Here is a 15,192-nt window from a genome sequence, read left to right as displayed (position 1 = left end):
CCGAAAGCGAAACGATGAGGAAATCCGAGATGCCGAAGCCCAATCCACGCCATCCGAAATTCCCGATTCCCGGCGGGCCCGAATTGCGCGCCAAGGGCTGGCGTCAGGAAGCGTTGCTGAGGCTTCTCGAAAACGTGCTGTCAGTCGGAGAGGATCCCGACAATCTCATCGTCTACGCTGCGCTCGGCAAGGCGGCGCGAAATTGGGCGGCGCATAAGGGCATCGTCAAGGCGCTGACCGAGATGGACGAGGACCAGACCTTGCTCATCCAGTCCGGCAAGCCGATCGGCCTTGTGAGGACGCATGCGAAAGCGCCGCTGGTCATCATGGCGAACTGCAACATCGTCGGCCAATGGGCAAAGGCCGAGGTCTTCTACGAGCTGCAGCGCAAGGGGCTCATCTGCTGGGGCGGGCTGACGGCCGGCGCCTGGCAATATATCGGCAGCCAGGGCGTCATCCAGGGTACCTACGAGATCTTCATGCGGATCGCGGAGCGACGCTTCGGCGGCGACCTCGCCGGCCGTTTCGTGCTGACCGCCGGGCTGGGCGGCATGGGCGGGTCGCAGCCGCTTGCCGGCCGCATGGCGGGTGCCGCCATCCTCTGCATCGACATCGATCCCGAACGCGCGCGCAAGCGCCAGGAGATCGGCTATCTGCAGGAGATTGCGCCCAATCTCGATGCCGCACTCGCGATGATCGATGTGGCGGTAAAGGCGAGACGCGCACTTTCCGTCGGCCTCGTCGGCAATGCGGCTGAGATCTATCCGGAAATTGCCCGTCGCGGCATCGTGCCGGATATCGTCACAGACCAGACTTCGGCCCATGATCTGGTCTACGGCTACGTGCCGAAGGGAATGAGCCTCACCGAGGTGAAGAGCCTGCGCGAGGACGGACAGGGGCAGTTGATGGCCGCAAGCCGCGCCTCGATCGTCGAGCATGTCAGGGCGATGCTGGAATTCCAGAAAAAGGGTTCCGAAGTCTTCGACAACGGCAACCTGATCCGCACGCAGGCGAAGGAGGGCGGCGTCGCCAATGCCTTCGACATCCCGATCTTCACCGAGGCTTACCTGAGGCCGCTCTTTGCGCGCGCAATCGGCCCGTTCCGCTGGATGGCGCTCTCCGGCGAGGAAAGCGACATTGCGCGCATCGACGATCTGCTTCTCGAGATGTTCCCGGAAAACAAGATCATCACCAACTGGGTCCGCCTCGCCCGCGAGTACGTCCCCTTCGAGGGGCTGCCCGCGCGTATCGCCTGGCTCGGCCATGGCGAGCGCACCGCACTTGCCCGCCGGGTCAACGAAATGGTCGCCAGCGGCGAGCTCAAGGGTCCAGTCGCCTTCTCCCGCGACCATCTCGATGCCGGCGCCATGGCGCATCCGAATATCATGACCGAGCGCATGAAGGACGGTTCCGACGCGATCGCCGATTGGCCGCTCATCGATGCGATGATGCTCTGCTCCTCGATGGCCGACCTCGTTGTCGTCCATTCCGGCGGGGGCGGTTATTCGGGCTACATGACGAGCTGCGGCGTGACGGTCGTCGCCGACGGCACGCCGGCGGCCGACGAGCGCCTCGACCACGCGCTCACCAACGACACCGCGCTCGGCGTCATGCGCTATGCGGATGCCGGATACGACGAAGCCCTGGACGAGGTGGAGAAAAAGGCCGTGCCCTATATCCGGCTCGGTTGAAAGGAGGCGCACATCAGAGATGCCGCGTTTCCTCCGGCGCGGTATCGTAGCTGTCGTGGAGACCGTCGATGAAGGCGATTGGTGACGCGATCAGTTCCTGGGGCGTCGCATTGTCGAGGCAATTGACGGCGACGGCATAGAATGTGCCGATTGCCTCGTTCTCTCCCCATGCGTAGGAATTGACGCCGCATTGCCTGCAGAAGAGGTGATGCAGCTTGTGCGAGGCGAACTGATATTCGCCGAGCATGTCTTTCCCCGAAATGAGGCGGAAGTCCTCCGGTGCTGCAACTGCGAGCCAGTTCCGCTTCTTCCTGCAGATCGAGCAGTTGCAGCGGAACGTGCCTGCCGACAGGTCGAGCTCGGTTTCGTAGGCAACGGCGCCGCAATGGCAGCTTCCGTGATAGGTCTTCTTCATGCGTTCCTCCCCTTTGCCGCTGCTGCGGCATAGGCTGCGACCTTGTCGAGCGCCTCGGCCCAGCCTCCGGCTTGCAGCTTGAGCTCCTTATCATCAGGCAGTTCGCGCTTGCGGAACGTCAGAAGGGTGCGGCCATTCTTGTCCTCGAGCTCCACTGTCGCCAGCATCTCATGCTCGGGCTCGCCAGCCTCGTTCTCCCAAGCGAAAGTAAAGACCAGGCGCCTTGGCGGCTCGATCTCGATGTACCGGCCGTGGCTCCAGTATTCCTTGCCGTCGGGTGCGAGGATGCAGTTCCTCCAAGCGCCGCCTTCCTGCAGATCGACGGAAACGGACGGCGCTGAACAATCGTGAGGTCCCCACCACTTCAGGAGATGCTCGGGCTCCGTCCAGAGACTGAAAACCAGTTCTCGCGGTGCATCGATCTCGCGCGTCAGGACGATTTCGCGGTTGCCTGCGGCCACGCTCATTTCACTTGGCATCTTTCTCTTCCTTCCTCTTGAGGCTTGCGGCGTAGGCCTCGAGCTTGTCGAGGCTCTCGCTCCAGAAGCGGCGATAGGTCTCGAGCCAGTCGTCGACGCCCCGAAGGGGAGCCGTTTCCAAGCGGCAGGGCCGCCATTGCGCTTCCCTGCTCTTCGAGATGAGGCCGGCAGTTTCGAGCACCTTCAGATGCTTCGACACGGCCACCAGCGACATCTCGAAGGGCCCCGCCAGTTCGGAAACCGAGGCCTCGCCGAGAGTGAGCCGGGCGAGAATTGCCCGCCGCGTCGGATCGGCCAGGGCCGCGAAAGTGGCACTCAAGGTATCGCCGTGCATAATAAACTCATTAGTTAATTAACTTATACGTTAAGTAACTGAAGCGAGCCTGCCTGTCAAGTGAGTGGTCACCTTCCGTGCGTCGACGAGCGCAAGGAGATGTTGCCTGAGCCGCGCGGGGCTGACACACCGCGTGGCCGCAATGCTCTGGGCGTGGCCATGAAATTGGGGATGCGCCGTTCCCTACGCGGGGAACAATGCGTCCGCGTAACGGACCTGCCCGTCGGTTTACGCTATAGCGTGGCGCAACGAACCAATCGCGAGTCGCTGCAATCTGATAGGCATCGACTCTCAAGGCCGAACGCACCCGCAAACAACGGATCCTCCATGCAGCCCCGCACCTACGGTATGGTACTTGTCGGCATCGCCACGCTCATCTGGAGCACGGCCGGGCTCTTCGTCCGCGCGCTCGATCTCGACGTCTGGACCGTGCTCGGATGGCGTTCGCTCTTCGGCGGGTTGACGCTCGCGATCATCATTCTCGCAAAGCAGAGAATCAGCGCAGTGCCGGGCAAGGTGCCGCTTTATTTCTATCCCCTCTTCGGCCTCATGGCCGCCATTTCCATGTACGGCTACATCGGTGCGTTGAAGTTGACGACGGTGGCGAACGTGCTTGCGATCTATGCCACCGTGCCATTCGTCGCAGCCGTCATCTCCTATCTCTGGCTGAAAGAGAAAATCAGCAAGCGCGTTCTCATCGCGAGCCTCATCGCCTTCGTCGGTGTCCTGGTTGTCGCCGGTTTCGGGGCGAAACTGGACGATCTCGCCGGCAATGGCCTAGCCTTCCTGATGACGCTCACCTTCAGCATTCTCCTGGTTGCGGCCCGGCGCTACCCCGCCCTGCGTCTCGCGCCGGTCAATGCGCTCGGCTCCGGCTTTTGCGTGCTCCTCTGCCTTCCGCTGATGTCGCATGAACTGCCCAGCATGACGGAGCTTCTTGTCCTTGCCGTCTTCGGCGCGACGACATCAGGTATCGCCTACCTGCTCTTCATGACCGGTGGTCGCTATATTCCATCGAGCGAGGCAGGGCTGATCGGCCTGCTCGATGTCGTCCTCGGGCCCTTGTGGGTCTGGCTCGCCTTCTCCGAAACGCCGCCGACCTCGACCGTCGTCGGCGCCGTCATCATCCTGCTCGCAGTCTTCTGGTACCTCTGGAGCGGCATCGGCGAACCGCGCAAGCCGGCACGCACGCTGAAGAACGTCTAGCCAGGTCTGCATGACGCATTGCGAACGGACGCTCTGCCGCCCTGGTCGATCACGGATCCCAATAGGGCGGATCGCCGAATGCTTTCTTCAGGTGATCGGCCATGGCACGCAGCTTTGTGGAAGGCTTCCGGCCTTCCGGGTGGGCAACATAGATGAATTCCGGCTGCGGCAGGTATCCGACATTGATCTCCACCAGCGATCCCGCCTGCACTGCGGGACCGGCGATGAAAGCGGGAAGCAGAGCAATCCCAAGACCGGCAATGGCGGCATCATGGATCATGTCGCCATTGTTCATGCGTAGCGCAAGGCGCGCGCGGATGACGACTGCGCCTTCCGGCCCCTCGAAACGCCAGTCGGCGTTCCCCCGGTTGGTGTAGAAGATGCCGCGGTGACCATCGAGCTCGGCGAGCGATGTGGGCGTGCCGCTGCGCGCAAGATGATCCGGCGAGGCCACGAGGAGGCGACGGCTGGGCGCGAGCTTCCAGGCAACAAGGCGGGAATCGGCGATCGTTCCGTGCCGGACGACCGCGTCATAGCCATCGGCGGCGGCATCCACGCGCCTGTCGTCGAGGTCGAGCGTGAGCTCGATATCAGGATGGGCGGCGAGGAAGGGATAAAGCGCCGGGCCGAGATGCAGGCGACCGAACGTGACCGGCGCAGCGATGCGAAGCGGGCCGGCTAGTGCCCCGCGCCGTTCGGCCATGTCGGCACTTGCTTCCTCCACTTCATGGACGATCCGCGTGGCGCGCTCCAGGAAGGCCGTTCCATCTTCCGTCAGCGTCAACTTACGCGTCGTGCGATGCAGCAGCATCCCGCCCAGTGACTTTTCCAGTTCCGCCAGCCTTTCGCTGACAACGGACTTGGAGATACGCAGGCGTCGCGCCGCTTCGCTTATCGAACCAGCTTCGGCAACGGCCACGAAGGCCACTATTCCTTCGATCTTTATCATCGTTCGGCATTCCCGAATTCGAGTTCCCCCATTCGGAGACTAATCCGAACGAGGAAAAGACGCCATTCTCCATTCAACGGAAGGGGCAAGCGAAACGAACGCTCCCCGCACACAGGAGATCGAAACATGTCACGTCTGAATGGAAAAGTCGCAATCGTCACCGGCGCCAGCTCCGGCATCGGCCGCGCCACCGCAAAACTCTTCGCAGTCGAAGGCGCCAAGGTGGTGGTCGGCGCACGCCGCAAGGCCGAGCTCGAGAGCCTAGTTGCGGAGATCGCCGCTGCCGGCGGGCAGGCCGTCGCCCTTGCCGGCGACGTCCGCTCGGAAGACTATCACCGGGCCCTGGTCGCACTCGCGGTGGAGCAGTTCGGTGGCCTCGACATTGCGTTCAACAATGCCGGCATCCTCGGCGAGGCCGGACCCACAACTGGGGTTTCGGAGGCCGGCTTTGCCGAGGCGCTGACGATCAATCTGACTGCCTCGTTCCTGGCTGCCAAGCACCAGATCGGCGAGATGGTGAAGCGCGGCGGCGGTTCGGTGATCTTCACCTCGACCTTCGTCGGGTTCAGCTTCGCGTTCCCCGGCGTTGCCGCTTACGCAGCCAGCAAGTCGGGCCTCATCGGCCTCACCCAGGCGCTTGCCGCCGAATTCGGCCAACAGAATGTCCGCGTCAACGCGATCCTGCCCGGCGCCGTCGACACCGACATGTATCGCGAGATGAACGACACCTCCGACAAGCAGAGCTTCATCACCAACCTGCATGCGCTGAAGCGCGTCGCAGCCCCTGAAGAGCTCGCACGCTCGGTAGTCTACCTCGCCTCCGATGACGCGAGCTTCGTGACCGGCACGGCATCGCTCGTCGATGGCGGCGCATCGATCACCCGCACCTGAGGGCGCACGGCGCGATTATCCGCCCCTGATTGAAAATCCTCTCTCAGTTCTGCGGATTATCGCGTAAGCCAACATGCACCATTATCCACTTAACGGGCAAAGCCCAAACGAACTGATCGAAACGGATAACCATCATGTCACGCCTTGAAAACAAGACAGCACTCATCACCGGTGGCACCAGCGGCATCGGCCTCGATACCGCCCGTCAATTCATCGCGGAAGGCGCTCGCGTCATCGTCACGGGAAGCAGCCTCGCAAGCATCACGGCCGCCCGCACCGAACTGGGCGACAAGGCCATCGTCGTTCAGGCCGATGCGGGCAACGCCGCCGGCCAGAAGGCCGTAGCCGATACCGTGAAGGAAGTGTTCGGCAAGCTCGACATTCTCTTCATCAATGCAGGCGTCGCCGAATTCGGACCCCTCGAAGGCTGGAGCGAAGCCGCCTTTGACAGGTCGCTCGCAATCAACGTCAAAGGCCCGTTCTTCCTGATCCAGGCGCTGCTGCCTGTCTTCTCCAACAAGGCCTCAATCGTGCTCAACACCTCGATCAACGCCCATATCGGCATGCCGAATTCCAGCGTCTATGCGCTGACGAAGGGCGCGCTCCTGACGCTCGCAAAGACGCTCTCCGGCGAGTTGATCGGTCGCGGCATCCGCGTCAACGCCGTCAGCCCCGGCCCGATCACGACCCCTCTCTACGACAAGCTCGGCCTCGCCGAAGCCGATGCCAAGGCCATGGCCGCCCAGATACAAAGCCAGATTCCGGTCGGCCGTTTTGGAGACCCGAGCGAGGTATCGAAGGCCGTCGTCTTCCTCGCCTCGGACGAGTCGGCCTATACGGTCGGCAGCGAACTTGTGATCGATGGCGGCATGAGCAATCTCTGACCCCTTCGGTCGCGACAACGCACGAAAGGCTGTGGCAAAGCTTTCTGTCGCGGCCTTTCTTTTTGTCCGGCGCCCGGGCCGATTGCATGTTATCCGCCAAAGGCTTACGTTCAGTGCAGCTCCATCAGGCGACGGGTTTTGGCAATGGTCCTTTCGGGAAAGCGCATCCTGCTTATCATCTCCGGCGGTATCGCGGCCTATAAGAGCCTCGATCTCATCCGGCGGCTGCGCGAGCGCGGGGCTTCGGTGCGCCCGATCATGACCGCAGGTGCGCAGCAATTCATAACGCCGCTCGCCGTCGGCGCCGTTGCCGCCGATCACGTTTTCACCGACCTTTTCTCCCGCGAGGACGAGCAGGATGTCGGGCATATCCGCCTGGCGCGCGACTGCGACCTCGTCCTGATCGCGCCGGCGACCGCCGACCTTCTTGCCAAGATGGCAAACGGGCTTGCCGACGACCTCGCTTCGACCGCGCTCCTAGCGACGGACCGACCGGTGCTCGTCGCGCCGGCCATGAACCCGAAGATGTGGGCGCATCCGGCGACGCGGCGGAATGTCGAAACCCTGCGCAAGGACGGTATCCGTTTCGTCGGCCCGATGGCGGGCGAGATGGCGGAGAGCGGCGAAGCCGGCCTTGGCCGCATGGCGGAGCCGCTCGATATCGTCGCTGCTGCCGAAGCTGTGCTCGATTCAGGCCTCAAGCCGCTTCTCGGCCGCAAGGCTGTCGTCACCTCCGGGCCGACACATGAGCCGATCGACCCGGTGCGCTACATTGCCAACCGCTCTTCCGGACGCCAGGGGCACGCGATCGCCGCAGCACTCTCGACGCTTGGGGCGGAGGTCACGCTCGTGAGCGGCCCGGTCTCTATCCCCGATCCGCCCGGCGTCGCGGTCGTCCATGTGGAGCGGGCCGAGGAGATGCGCGATGCGGTGCTTGCCGCCCTTCCCTGCGACATTGCCGTGATGGTCGCAGCAGTCGCCGACTGGCGCGTCGCCTCCGCCGCAGACCAGAAGATCAAGAAGCATCCGGGGGAATCGATCCCGACGCTGGCGCTCACCGAAAACCCGGACATCCTGAAGACCGTCGGCCACCACAGCCTGCGACCGAAGCTGGTCGTCGGCTTTGCCGCCGAGACCCAGGACGTGGAGGCGAATGCCAAGCTGAAGCTGGAGCGGAAAGGCGCCGATATCATCGTCGCCAACGACGTCTCTGCGGAAACCGGCATCATGGGTGGCGCACGCAACAGCGTGAAGGTCATCAGCCACGAGGGCACGGAACAGTGGCCCGACCTCGCCAAGGAAGAGGTCGCGGTACGGCTCGCCGCGCTGATCGCAGATAGATTCAGTTCGCCATGAGCGGCATCAGCAGCGGGGAATCGACGGCCTCACGCTGCGGCTGAAATGCCGTTACGTCCAGTCCCGTTTCGCTGATCGTCACGGCGCTGCCGTCCGGAATTTCGGCCCAGGCATCGATATCGTCGTTAAGCGGCTCCGAAACCAGACAATAGCCGCCATGCTCACCGATCGGCGAAGCATAAAGCGTGGGCGCCTTGCGGTCCGTGGCATATCGGACGGCATAGAGTGACCTGCCGTTCGAAAAGGCGGCGGTAAAGCGGACAAGCGTCGATCCGGTCAGGTTCTCCGCGAGAGCCTCAACGAAGCCGATCGTGTCGGCAATGGCCGCGAGCGGGCTGACGGCGAGGCCGAATTGCAGCGCAAGCAGGAAGAGCAGTTCGGAATCCGTCGTGCCGGCGCGTGCGTGGAAAAGATCGTCGTCGAGCATCGCCTCCATCGGCCGGCGAAGCTTGTCGAAATCGGCGATCTGTCCGTTGTGCATGAAGCACCAGTTGTCGTGCACGAAGGGATGGCAGTTGTCGCGACGCGTGCCGCCGCCCGTTGCTGCGCGTACGTGAGCCAGAAACAGCGGTGAGCGGATCTGGCGCGCGATGCTTTTCAGATTGCAGTCCGACCAGGCCGGAAGAATATCGCGGTAGCGCCCTGGCTCGGGGTGGTCGCCATACCAGGCGATGCCGAAACCGTCACCGTTCGTCGCCGTCTTGGCGCGCGTCGCGCAGTGGGATTGCTCGATCAACGAATGCGCAGGCGAAGACACCAGCTCCTCGAGATAGAGAGGCTCTCCACGATAGGCTGCCCAGCGACACATCTTTTCCAACTCCGGTTCCCGGCCCCATAAGCCCGCCGGGATATGCTGAAACGCGAATTTCAATTGTTGAGCGGGATGGCTAATGAATCCTTAATCTGTGCCGGGCCGCCCTGCAAAATGACAGATTTGCGTTCGGATTTTCGATCAAATTTCAGCATGGCGGGCTGCTCTTTCGTGAACGCAGCGCTTGCCTCGGGCCGTCGCCTTCCCCTTTGCGGGTTGCCGCAGCGCGTCATCGCCATAGATATTCCCTCATGTCGCATGAAGAACAGCCCCAGGACGCCGAGGCGCAGGCACAGGCGCACCGGCAGGATTCCACGCTTGCCACGCTATCATCGCATCCACAGGACTGGGCGCTTTTCCTCGATATCGACGGCACACTGATCGACCTTGCCGAAACTCCGGACGCGGTTGTCGTGCCGCCTTCCCTCCCGCCTGCCCTTCACAGTCTCGCCAGCCGGCTCGGCGGGGCGCTCTCTCTCGTGACCGGGCGCTCGATCACCTATGCCGATACACTGTTTTCGCCGTTCCGGTTTCCGGTGGCCGGTCTCCACGGCGCCGAATGGCGCGGTCCCGATGGCGATGTCCACCGTGCAGAGATCACACCGGCCCTGTCGGCGGCTAAGGAAGCCCTCATTCACGAGACGGCCGGATGGCCGGGCGTCATCATCGAGGACAAGGGAGCGGCCGTTGCCGCGCACTATCGGCTCGCACCGGACCGGAGGACCGCGGTGGAGCGCCTCATGCAACGTCACCTCGACGCCGTCGGCCCGGCGTGGACCTTGCAGCACGGCAAGATGGTGGTCGAGATCCGCCCGGCTTCGGCCGATAAGGGTCAAGCCGTCGAGGCGTTCCTCGCCACGGCACTCTTCAGCGGGCGGCGCCCGATCGCGATTGGCGACGACATCACCGACGAGGCGATGTTCCGGGTGGCGAATGCCGCAGGCGGCCAGTCGCTGCGCATTGGGCCACCAGGCGCCGACACCCAGGCACAGGCATCGCTGCCCTCGGCGGCGGCCCTGCGGGAGATGATCAGGAGATTGAGCACATAGCGATTTTCAGCACCTGCGCGTTTTACATGAAAGGAAAGCCCGATGAGCCGTCTTGTCGTTGTTTCGAACCGGGTGCCCGCGCCTGAAAAGGGTGGCATCGTTCCGGCTGGAGGCCTGGCCGTGGCGCTGAAGGCGGCACTTGAGGAGCGCGGCGGCATCTGGATGGGCTGGTCGGGCAAGTCGAGCGGCGAACGGGAGCCGGAGCCGCTGAACCTCCAGCAGCAGGGCAACATCACCTACGCCCTGACCGACCTTACCGACACGGATGTCGAAGAGTATTATCACGGCTTCGCAAACCGGGTGCTCTGGCCGATCTGCCACTATCGCCTGGATCTCGCCGAATACGGCCGCAAGGAGATGGCGGGGTATTTTCGCGTCAATCGCTTCTTCGCGCATCGTCTTGCACCACTCATCCAGCCCGACGACGTGATCTGGGTGCACGATTATCACCTCATCCCGCTTGCCGCGGAGCTGCGACAGATGGGGCTCCGCAACAGGATCGGCTTCTTCCTCCACATTCCCTGGCCGCCGGCGGACGTGCTCTTCGCCATGCCGGTCCATGAGGAGATCATGCGTGGCCTCTCGCACTACGATCTCGTCGGTTTCCAGACCGACCACGATCTCGAGAACTTCGCCGGCTGCCTGCGCCGCGAGGGTATCGGCGGCGAACTCGGCGACGGCCGCTTCAGCGCACTGGGACGCGTGTTCAAGGGAGGCGCCTATTCGATCGGCATCGAGACGGCGGCCTTTGCCGAGTTCGCCAGATCGGCCGAGCGCCACAGCGCCGTGCGAAAGGCTCGCAAGAGCATCGAGGGCCGTCAGCTCATCATCGGCGTCGATCGCCTCGACTATTCCAAGGGGATCACGCAGCGCATCGATGCATTCGAGCGATTCATCCTCGCCAACCCGGGCCAGACCGGGCAGGTCACCTACCTGCAGATCACGCCGAAGTCGCGATCGGAAGTGCCGGAATACGAGGCCATGCAGAAGATGGTAGCCGAGCAGGCCGGTCGCGTGAACGGTGCGCTCGGGGCAATCGACTGGGTGCCCATACGCTATATCAACCGCTCCATCGGCCGGCATGTGCTCGCCGGGCTCTATCGTCTCGCGAAGGTCGGGCTCGTGACGCCGCTGCGTGACGGCATGAATCTCGTAGCGAAGGAATATGTCGCAGCGCAGGATCCCGAGGATCCGGGCGTCCTCGTCCTCTCCCGCTTCGCGGGCGCGGCCCGCGAGCTCAAGGGTGCGCTCCTGGTCAATCCCTATGACGTTGAGTCGACGGCGAATGCCCTGGCGCGCTCGCTTTCGATGCCGGTGGAAGATCGCCGCGAGCGCTGGAAGCAGATGATGGACCATCTTCTGGATCATGACGTATCCCGGTGGTGCGAAGACTTCCTCCGAGACCTCGCTGCAAAATAGCCGAATGCATCGCTATCCCCCGTCAGGGCCTGCAGACGAGGGATAGGTCCGGTGATGCCGGCGCTCGAGGTGGGCGCGATCGTTAGCGATCTGGCGCAGCATGCTGCGTCCGGCAACGATCATCTCGACGAGGAAGGCCCCGAGAGCACCGATGAGGGATGCAACGGCGATGCCGAAGAATCCAACCAGCAGGAAATCGCGATAGGCGTGCCGAATGGCTCCAGTCAGCAAGCCGAGCGTGGCAAGGCAGGTGCAGACGCCGGAGAATGTGGCGAGCACGACTGCGAGTTCCAGCGCGAGCGTCCGCTTGCGCAGATAGTAGAGGTGGAGGATGCGCGCCGCATCGGGATTGTCGACGCCTGCCATCGTCTCGAACAGGCTGTTCACCCGATCGGAAACCCGCGCGAGCCGAGTCGCGAAGACATTGAGAAACGCCGCCGTCCCCGCAAGCAGGAACACCGGCGTCAATGCCAGCTGAATGATGCCGGCAGCGTCCGGAACTGCAAAGTCCATGGGCCCTCCTCCTGCCGCGCCTATCCTCCAGCGGCGCGGCAAGTATCCGCGCCAAAGGCAGGAGAGGCAACATGCGGCAGGCAGCGGGTTACGACCCGCGAGCGGGCATACCGCCCCTAAACCGGGGGCGCTTGCCCGATAGTGCGAGAGGGAGGCTCGGTCAGGCAGCCTTTGCGGCGTGATATTCCTTGATCGCCGCCATCTTGATCGCTGGATAGCGTTCCGCCTCATAGCGCAGCGAGAAGGCGTCCTGGGCGAGAAACACCGGATCGCCGTCGAGATCGCGGGCAATATCGCCGCGCTTGACCGTCAGGAACTTGTCGAGGTCAGCCGCCTGATCGGCCGAAACCCAGCGGCAAACCGAGAAGCGCGACATTTCGAAGGAGACCGGCAGGCCGTATTCGGCCATCAGCCGCTCCTTCAGCACGTCGAGCTGCAGCGCGCCGACGACGCCGACGATAGCGGGCGAGCCGTCTTCCGGCGAGAAGAGCTGGACGACGCCCTCTTCCGCCATCTGCTGCAAGGCTTCCTTGAGCTTCTTCGCCTTCATCGCGTCCTCGAGGCGCACGCGGCGGAGGATTTCCGGCGAGAAGTTCGGAACGCCCTGGAAGACGAGGGATTCACCCTCCGTGAGCGTATCTCCGATCCTCAGCGTGCCGTGGTTGGGAATACCCACTACGTCGCCGGCATAGGCCGTATCGGCAAGCTGGCGCTGCGAGGCGAAGAAGAATTGTGGCGCCGTCAGCCCCAGCTGCTTGCCGGTGCGCGCCAGCCTTGCCTTCATGCCGCGCTCCAGCTTCCCGGAGCAGATACGGGCGAAGGCGATGCGGTCGCGGTGGTTTGGGTCCATGTTCGCCTGGATCTTGAAGACGAAGGCCGTCATCTTGTCCTCGGCGGCATGAACCGTGCGGATATCGGCAACCTGGTCGCGCGGCGGCGGCGCGAACTCGCCGAGCGCGTTGATGAGGTCGCGAACGCCGAAGTTGCGAAGCGCGGAGCCGAAGAAGACCGGGGTCATGTGGCCTTCAAGGAAGGATTGCCGGTCGAACGGGCGGCATGCCTCGATCGCCAGCTCTGTCTCGTCAACGAAGGCCTCGCGTTCGTTTTCCGGCAGCCGGTCGGCGACACTGCGCGGGCCGTTCACCGGTGTTGCCTCGATCTCGGTATCGGAGCCCCGGACGGTGCTGCTTGCCAGATGATACGAGCCGCAGAACGTCTTGGAGCGGCCGATCGGCCAGGTAATCGGCGCGGTATCCAGCGCCAGCTTCTCTTCCACCTCATCGAGGATCGCGAAGGGATCGCGGCTCTCGCGGTCCATCTTGTTGATGAAGGTGATGATCGGGATGTCGCGCATGCGGCAGACTTCAAAGAGCTTCAGCGTGCGCGGCTCGATGCCCTTTGCAGCGTCGATGACCATCACGGCCGCATCCACCGCCGTCAGCGTGCGATAGGTATCGTCGGCGAAGTCCTCGTGGCCGGGCGTATCGAGAATGTTGAAGACATTGTCGTCATATTCGAAGGTCATGACTGACGTCACGACCGAGATGCCGCGCTCGCGCTCGATCTTCATCCAGTCGGAGCGCGTCTGCATGCGATCCTTCTTCGCCTTCACTTCGCCGGCGAGCTGGATCGCGCCGCCGAAAAGCAGCAGCTTTTCGGTGAGCGTGGTCTTGCCCGCATCCGGATGGGCAATAATAGCGAATGTGCGGCGGCGGGAGACCGCCTCGGCGAGACTTTCGGCCATGGTGTGAATCCTGTGAGTTGCGGCGTATCTAGCGACTCAGGCCGCATTTTGCAATTGACCTGCAGCCATGCGCGGCAAAGTAATGCGCCATGACCATTCACACAGACACCCGCCTGACCGTCAACCTTGTCCGCCTGCCGCATGGTGACGGCCTCGATCTTCCCGCCTACGAGACCAAGGGCGCAGCCGGCATGGACCTTCGCGCCGCGATCCCCGCCGGCGAGACACTGGCCATCTTTCCGGGCAAGCGGACGCTTGTGCCGACCGGCTTCGTCTTCGAGATACCCGAAGGCTTCGAGGGCCAGGTGCGTCCCCGCTCCGGTCTCGCCTTCAAGCATGGGATCACCTGTCTCAACACCCCCGGGACGGTCGACAGCGACTATCGGGGCGAGGTCAAGGTTCTGCTCATCAATCTCGGCGAAGATGTCTTCGAGATCACGCGCGGCATGCGCATCGCCCAGATGGTGATAGCGCCCGCGCTGCAGGCGCGGGTGGTGGAAGTTTCCGAAGCTGATGATACCGCGCGGGGCGCCGGCGGCTTCGGCTCCACCGGCGTATGAAGGCCATCGACGCGACAGGCCTTACCTTCCGCCAGGACTATTTCGACGACCCGGGCGCATGGGCGGCCCTTGTCTCCCTCCTCGACGATACGTTCGGGATCGACATCGATCCGCTGCAGCAGCTCGGCGGGCCGGACCCGACCAGCATGCCTTTCGGCTGGTTCACCGACGATGGCGTGCTTGCCGCCAACCTCTCCGCCTTCGCCCTGCCCTTCGTGATCAACGGCCGGACGGTCAATGCCGCGGGTCTGCAATCCGGCGCCGTACGGCCACCCTGGCGTGGCCGCGGCCTCTATCGCGACGTAACGCGGAGGGCACTTGCCTGGTGCGAGAGCGAGGGTTTCGAGGCGATCATCCTCTACACGGACAAGCCGGCACTCTACGAGCCGTATGGGTTCCGCGTGCTGCCGCTGCATCGCTACCAAGGCAAGGCGCCCGAACCGGTGGAAACCGTTGCGGCGCGGTCGTTGTCGCCGCGGGACGCTGCCGATCTTGCCCTGTTGCAGGATCTGCTGAGAAGCCGGATGCCGGTTTCCGAAACGCTTGCCGTTACCGGCAATGCGGCAATGTTCCTGATCAACACGGAGCTCGATAGAGAAGTCCGCGTCAGCTACCTGCCGGCTCATCGGGCGGTCGTCGCCTGGAAGATGCCGGCGCCGGATCACTTCTGCCTCGTCGATATTGTGGCGAAGGAAATCCCCTCGCTTGCCGTGATACTAGGTGGGCTTGGCATCCGTCCGGCAACCGTCGAGACCCTTTTCCGGCCGGACAGGCTCGCCTGGTCCGGCGAGGCGGTGCCGCTTGAAGGCGGAACGCGGCTGATGCTGCGCGGGCTCGAGGGTACCAGCCTGGATGAACCGGCCATGCTCTCGCCCATGGCCGATTTCTGAG

17 protein-coding genes are annotated in these 15,192 nt (G+C 63.4%); 9 read left to right on the top strand and 8 right to left on the bottom strand.

The window, feature by feature from the left end; translation table 11 throughout:
• The first annotated feature begins 29 nt into the window (after window positions 1-29).
• On the top strand, window positions 30-1,691 hold the full coding sequence (locus tag EV286_RS14945) for a urocanate hydratase (RefSeq protein ID WP_132957923.1): 1,662 nt from the start codon (window positions 30-32) through the stop codon (window positions 1,689-1,691).
• 13 nt (window positions 1,692-1,704) lie between these two features.
• Here EV286_RS14945 and EV286_RS14940 read toward each other — a convergent pair whose 3' ends face one another.
• Genes EV286_RS14940 through EV286_RS14930 form a run of 3 tightly spaced genes read right to left on the bottom strand, consistent with a single transcriptional unit; the run spans window position 1,705 to window position 2,919 of the window.
• Window positions 1,705-2,106, bottom strand: a complete 402-nt coding sequence (locus tag EV286_RS14940) for a GFA family protein (protein ID WP_132957922.1) — start codon at window positions 2,104-2,106, stop codon at window positions 1,705-1,707.
• Window positions 2,103-2,585, bottom strand: coding sequence for an SRPBCC domain-containing protein (locus tag EV286_RS14935; protein WP_132957921.1), 483 nt, complete (start codon window positions 2,583-2,585; stop codon window positions 2,103-2,105). Before EV286_RS14935 ends, EV286_RS14940 begins: the two co-directional genes overlap by 4 nt.
• Complete coding sequence (locus EV286_RS14930; protein ID WP_132957920.1) at window positions 2,575-2,919, bottom strand: metalloregulator ArsR/SmtB family transcription factor; 345 nt, start codon at window positions 2,917-2,919, stop codon at window positions 2,575-2,577. Before EV286_RS14930 ends, EV286_RS14935 begins: the two co-directional genes overlap by 11 nt.
• 327 nt (window positions 2,920-3,246) lie before the next feature.
• Between EV286_RS14930 and EV286_RS14925 the strand changes: the two genes are divergently transcribed.
• On the top strand, window positions 3,247-4,125 hold the full coding sequence (locus EV286_RS14925; RefSeq protein WP_132957919.1) for a DMT family transporter: 879 nt from the start codon (window positions 3,247-3,249) through the stop codon (window positions 4,123-4,125).
• A gap of 49 nt (window positions 4,126-4,174) precedes the next feature.
• On the opposite strand, the gene EV286_RS14920 is transcribed toward EV286_RS14925, so the two are convergent.
• On the bottom strand, window positions 4,175-5,074 hold the full coding sequence (locus EV286_RS14920) for a LysR family transcriptional regulator (protein WP_132957918.1): 900 nt from the start codon (window positions 5,072-5,074) through the stop codon (window positions 4,175-4,177).
• Between the two features lie 126 nt (window positions 5,075-5,200).
• On the opposite strand from EV286_RS14920, the gene EV286_RS14915 reads away from it, so the two are divergent.
• The 3 genes from EV286_RS14915 to coaBC all read left to right on the top strand — a co-directional run bounded on the left by EV286_RS14915 (window position 5,201) and on the right by coaBC (window position 8,205).
• Window positions 5,201-5,965 carry an SDR family oxidoreductase gene (locus tag EV286_RS14915; RefSeq protein ID WP_132957917.1) on the top strand — a complete coding sequence of 255 codons (765 nt, stop codon included), beginning with the start codon at window positions 5,201-5,203 and terminating at the stop codon, window positions 5,963-5,965.
• Between the two features lie 134 nt (window positions 5,966-6,099).
• Window positions 6,100-6,849, top strand: a complete 750-nt coding sequence (locus tag EV286_RS14910; RefSeq protein ID WP_132957916.1) for an SDR family oxidoreductase — start codon at window positions 6,100-6,102, stop codon at window positions 6,847-6,849.
• Between the two features lie 144 nt (window positions 6,850-6,993).
• Entirely contained in the window at window positions 6,994-8,205 is a 1,212-nt protein-coding gene (gene coaBC / locus EV286_RS14905) for a bifunctional phosphopantothenoylcysteine decarboxylase/phosphopantothenate--cysteine ligase CoaBC (RefSeq protein ID WP_132958071.1), read from the top strand.
• Here the strand turns inward: coaBC and EV286_RS14900 are convergent.
• The gene (locus EV286_RS14900; RefSeq protein WP_132958070.1) at window positions 8,192-9,013 is read right to left on the bottom strand and encodes a class II glutamine amidotransferase; all 822 of its coding nucleotides are present in this window, start codon (window positions 9,011-9,013) and stop codon (window positions 8,192-8,194) included. The two genes, coaBC and EV286_RS14900, sit on opposite strands and share 14 nt — an antisense overlap.
• Before the next feature lie 59 nt (window positions 9,014-9,072).
• Window positions 9,073-9,255 (bottom strand): hypothetical protein, encoded by a 183-nt coding sequence (locus EV286_RS14895; protein WP_132957915.1) that lies wholly within the window; start codon window positions 9,253-9,255, stop codon window positions 9,073-9,075.
• Window positions 9,256-9,267: 12 nt separating this feature from the next.
• On the opposite strand from EV286_RS14895, the gene otsB reads away from it, so the two are divergent.
• Window positions 9,268-10,065: a trehalose-phosphatase gene (otsB, locus tag EV286_RS14890; protein ID WP_132957914.1), complete on the top strand. Its 798-nt coding sequence runs from the start codon at window positions 9,268-9,270 to the stop codon at window positions 10,063-10,065.
• A 42-nt stretch (window positions 10,066-10,107) separates the two neighbouring features.
• Window positions 10,108-11,484: an alpha,alpha-trehalose-phosphate synthase (UDP-forming) gene (otsA, locus tag EV286_RS14885; protein WP_132957913.1), complete on the top strand. Its 1,377-nt coding sequence runs from the start codon at window positions 10,108-10,110 to the stop codon at window positions 11,482-11,484.
• A 12-nt stretch (window positions 11,485-11,496) separates the two neighbouring features.
• Here otsA and EV286_RS14880 read toward each other — a convergent pair whose 3' ends face one another.
• On the bottom strand, window positions 11,497-11,997 hold the full coding sequence (locus tag EV286_RS14880) for a DUF2721 domain-containing protein (RefSeq protein ID WP_132957912.1): 501 nt from the start codon (window positions 11,995-11,997) through the stop codon (window positions 11,497-11,499).
• Window positions 11,998-12,157: 160 nt separating this feature from the next.
• Entirely contained in the window at window positions 12,158-13,741 is a 1,584-nt protein-coding gene (locus EV286_RS14875) for a peptide chain release factor 3 (RefSeq protein WP_132957911.1), read from the bottom strand.
• Window positions 13,742-13,830: 89 nt separating this feature from the next.
• Between EV286_RS14875 and dut the strand changes: the two genes are divergently transcribed.
• Both dut and EV286_RS14865 read left to right on the top strand, forming a co-directional pair.
• Window positions 13,831-14,301: a dUTP diphosphatase gene (gene dut / locus EV286_RS14870; protein ID WP_132957910.1), complete on the top strand. Its 471-nt coding sequence runs from the start codon at window positions 13,831-13,833 to the stop codon at window positions 14,299-14,301.
• Complete coding sequence (locus tag EV286_RS14865; RefSeq protein ID WP_132957909.1) at window positions 14,298-15,191, top strand: GNAT family N-acetyltransferase; 894 nt, start codon at window positions 14,298-14,300, stop codon at window positions 15,189-15,191. Before dut ends, EV286_RS14865 begins: the two co-directional genes overlap by 4 nt.
• Window position 15,192: the final 1 nt, after the last annotated feature.

The sequence above is a fragment of the Rhizobium sp. BK251 genome (assembly GCF_004345245.1).
Lineage (GTDB): Bacteria > Pseudomonadota > Alphaproteobacteria > Rhizobiales > Rhizobiaceae > Rhizobium.
Note: the sequence above shows the minus strand (reverse complement) of the source record. Positions and strands in the feature narration are given on the sequence as shown.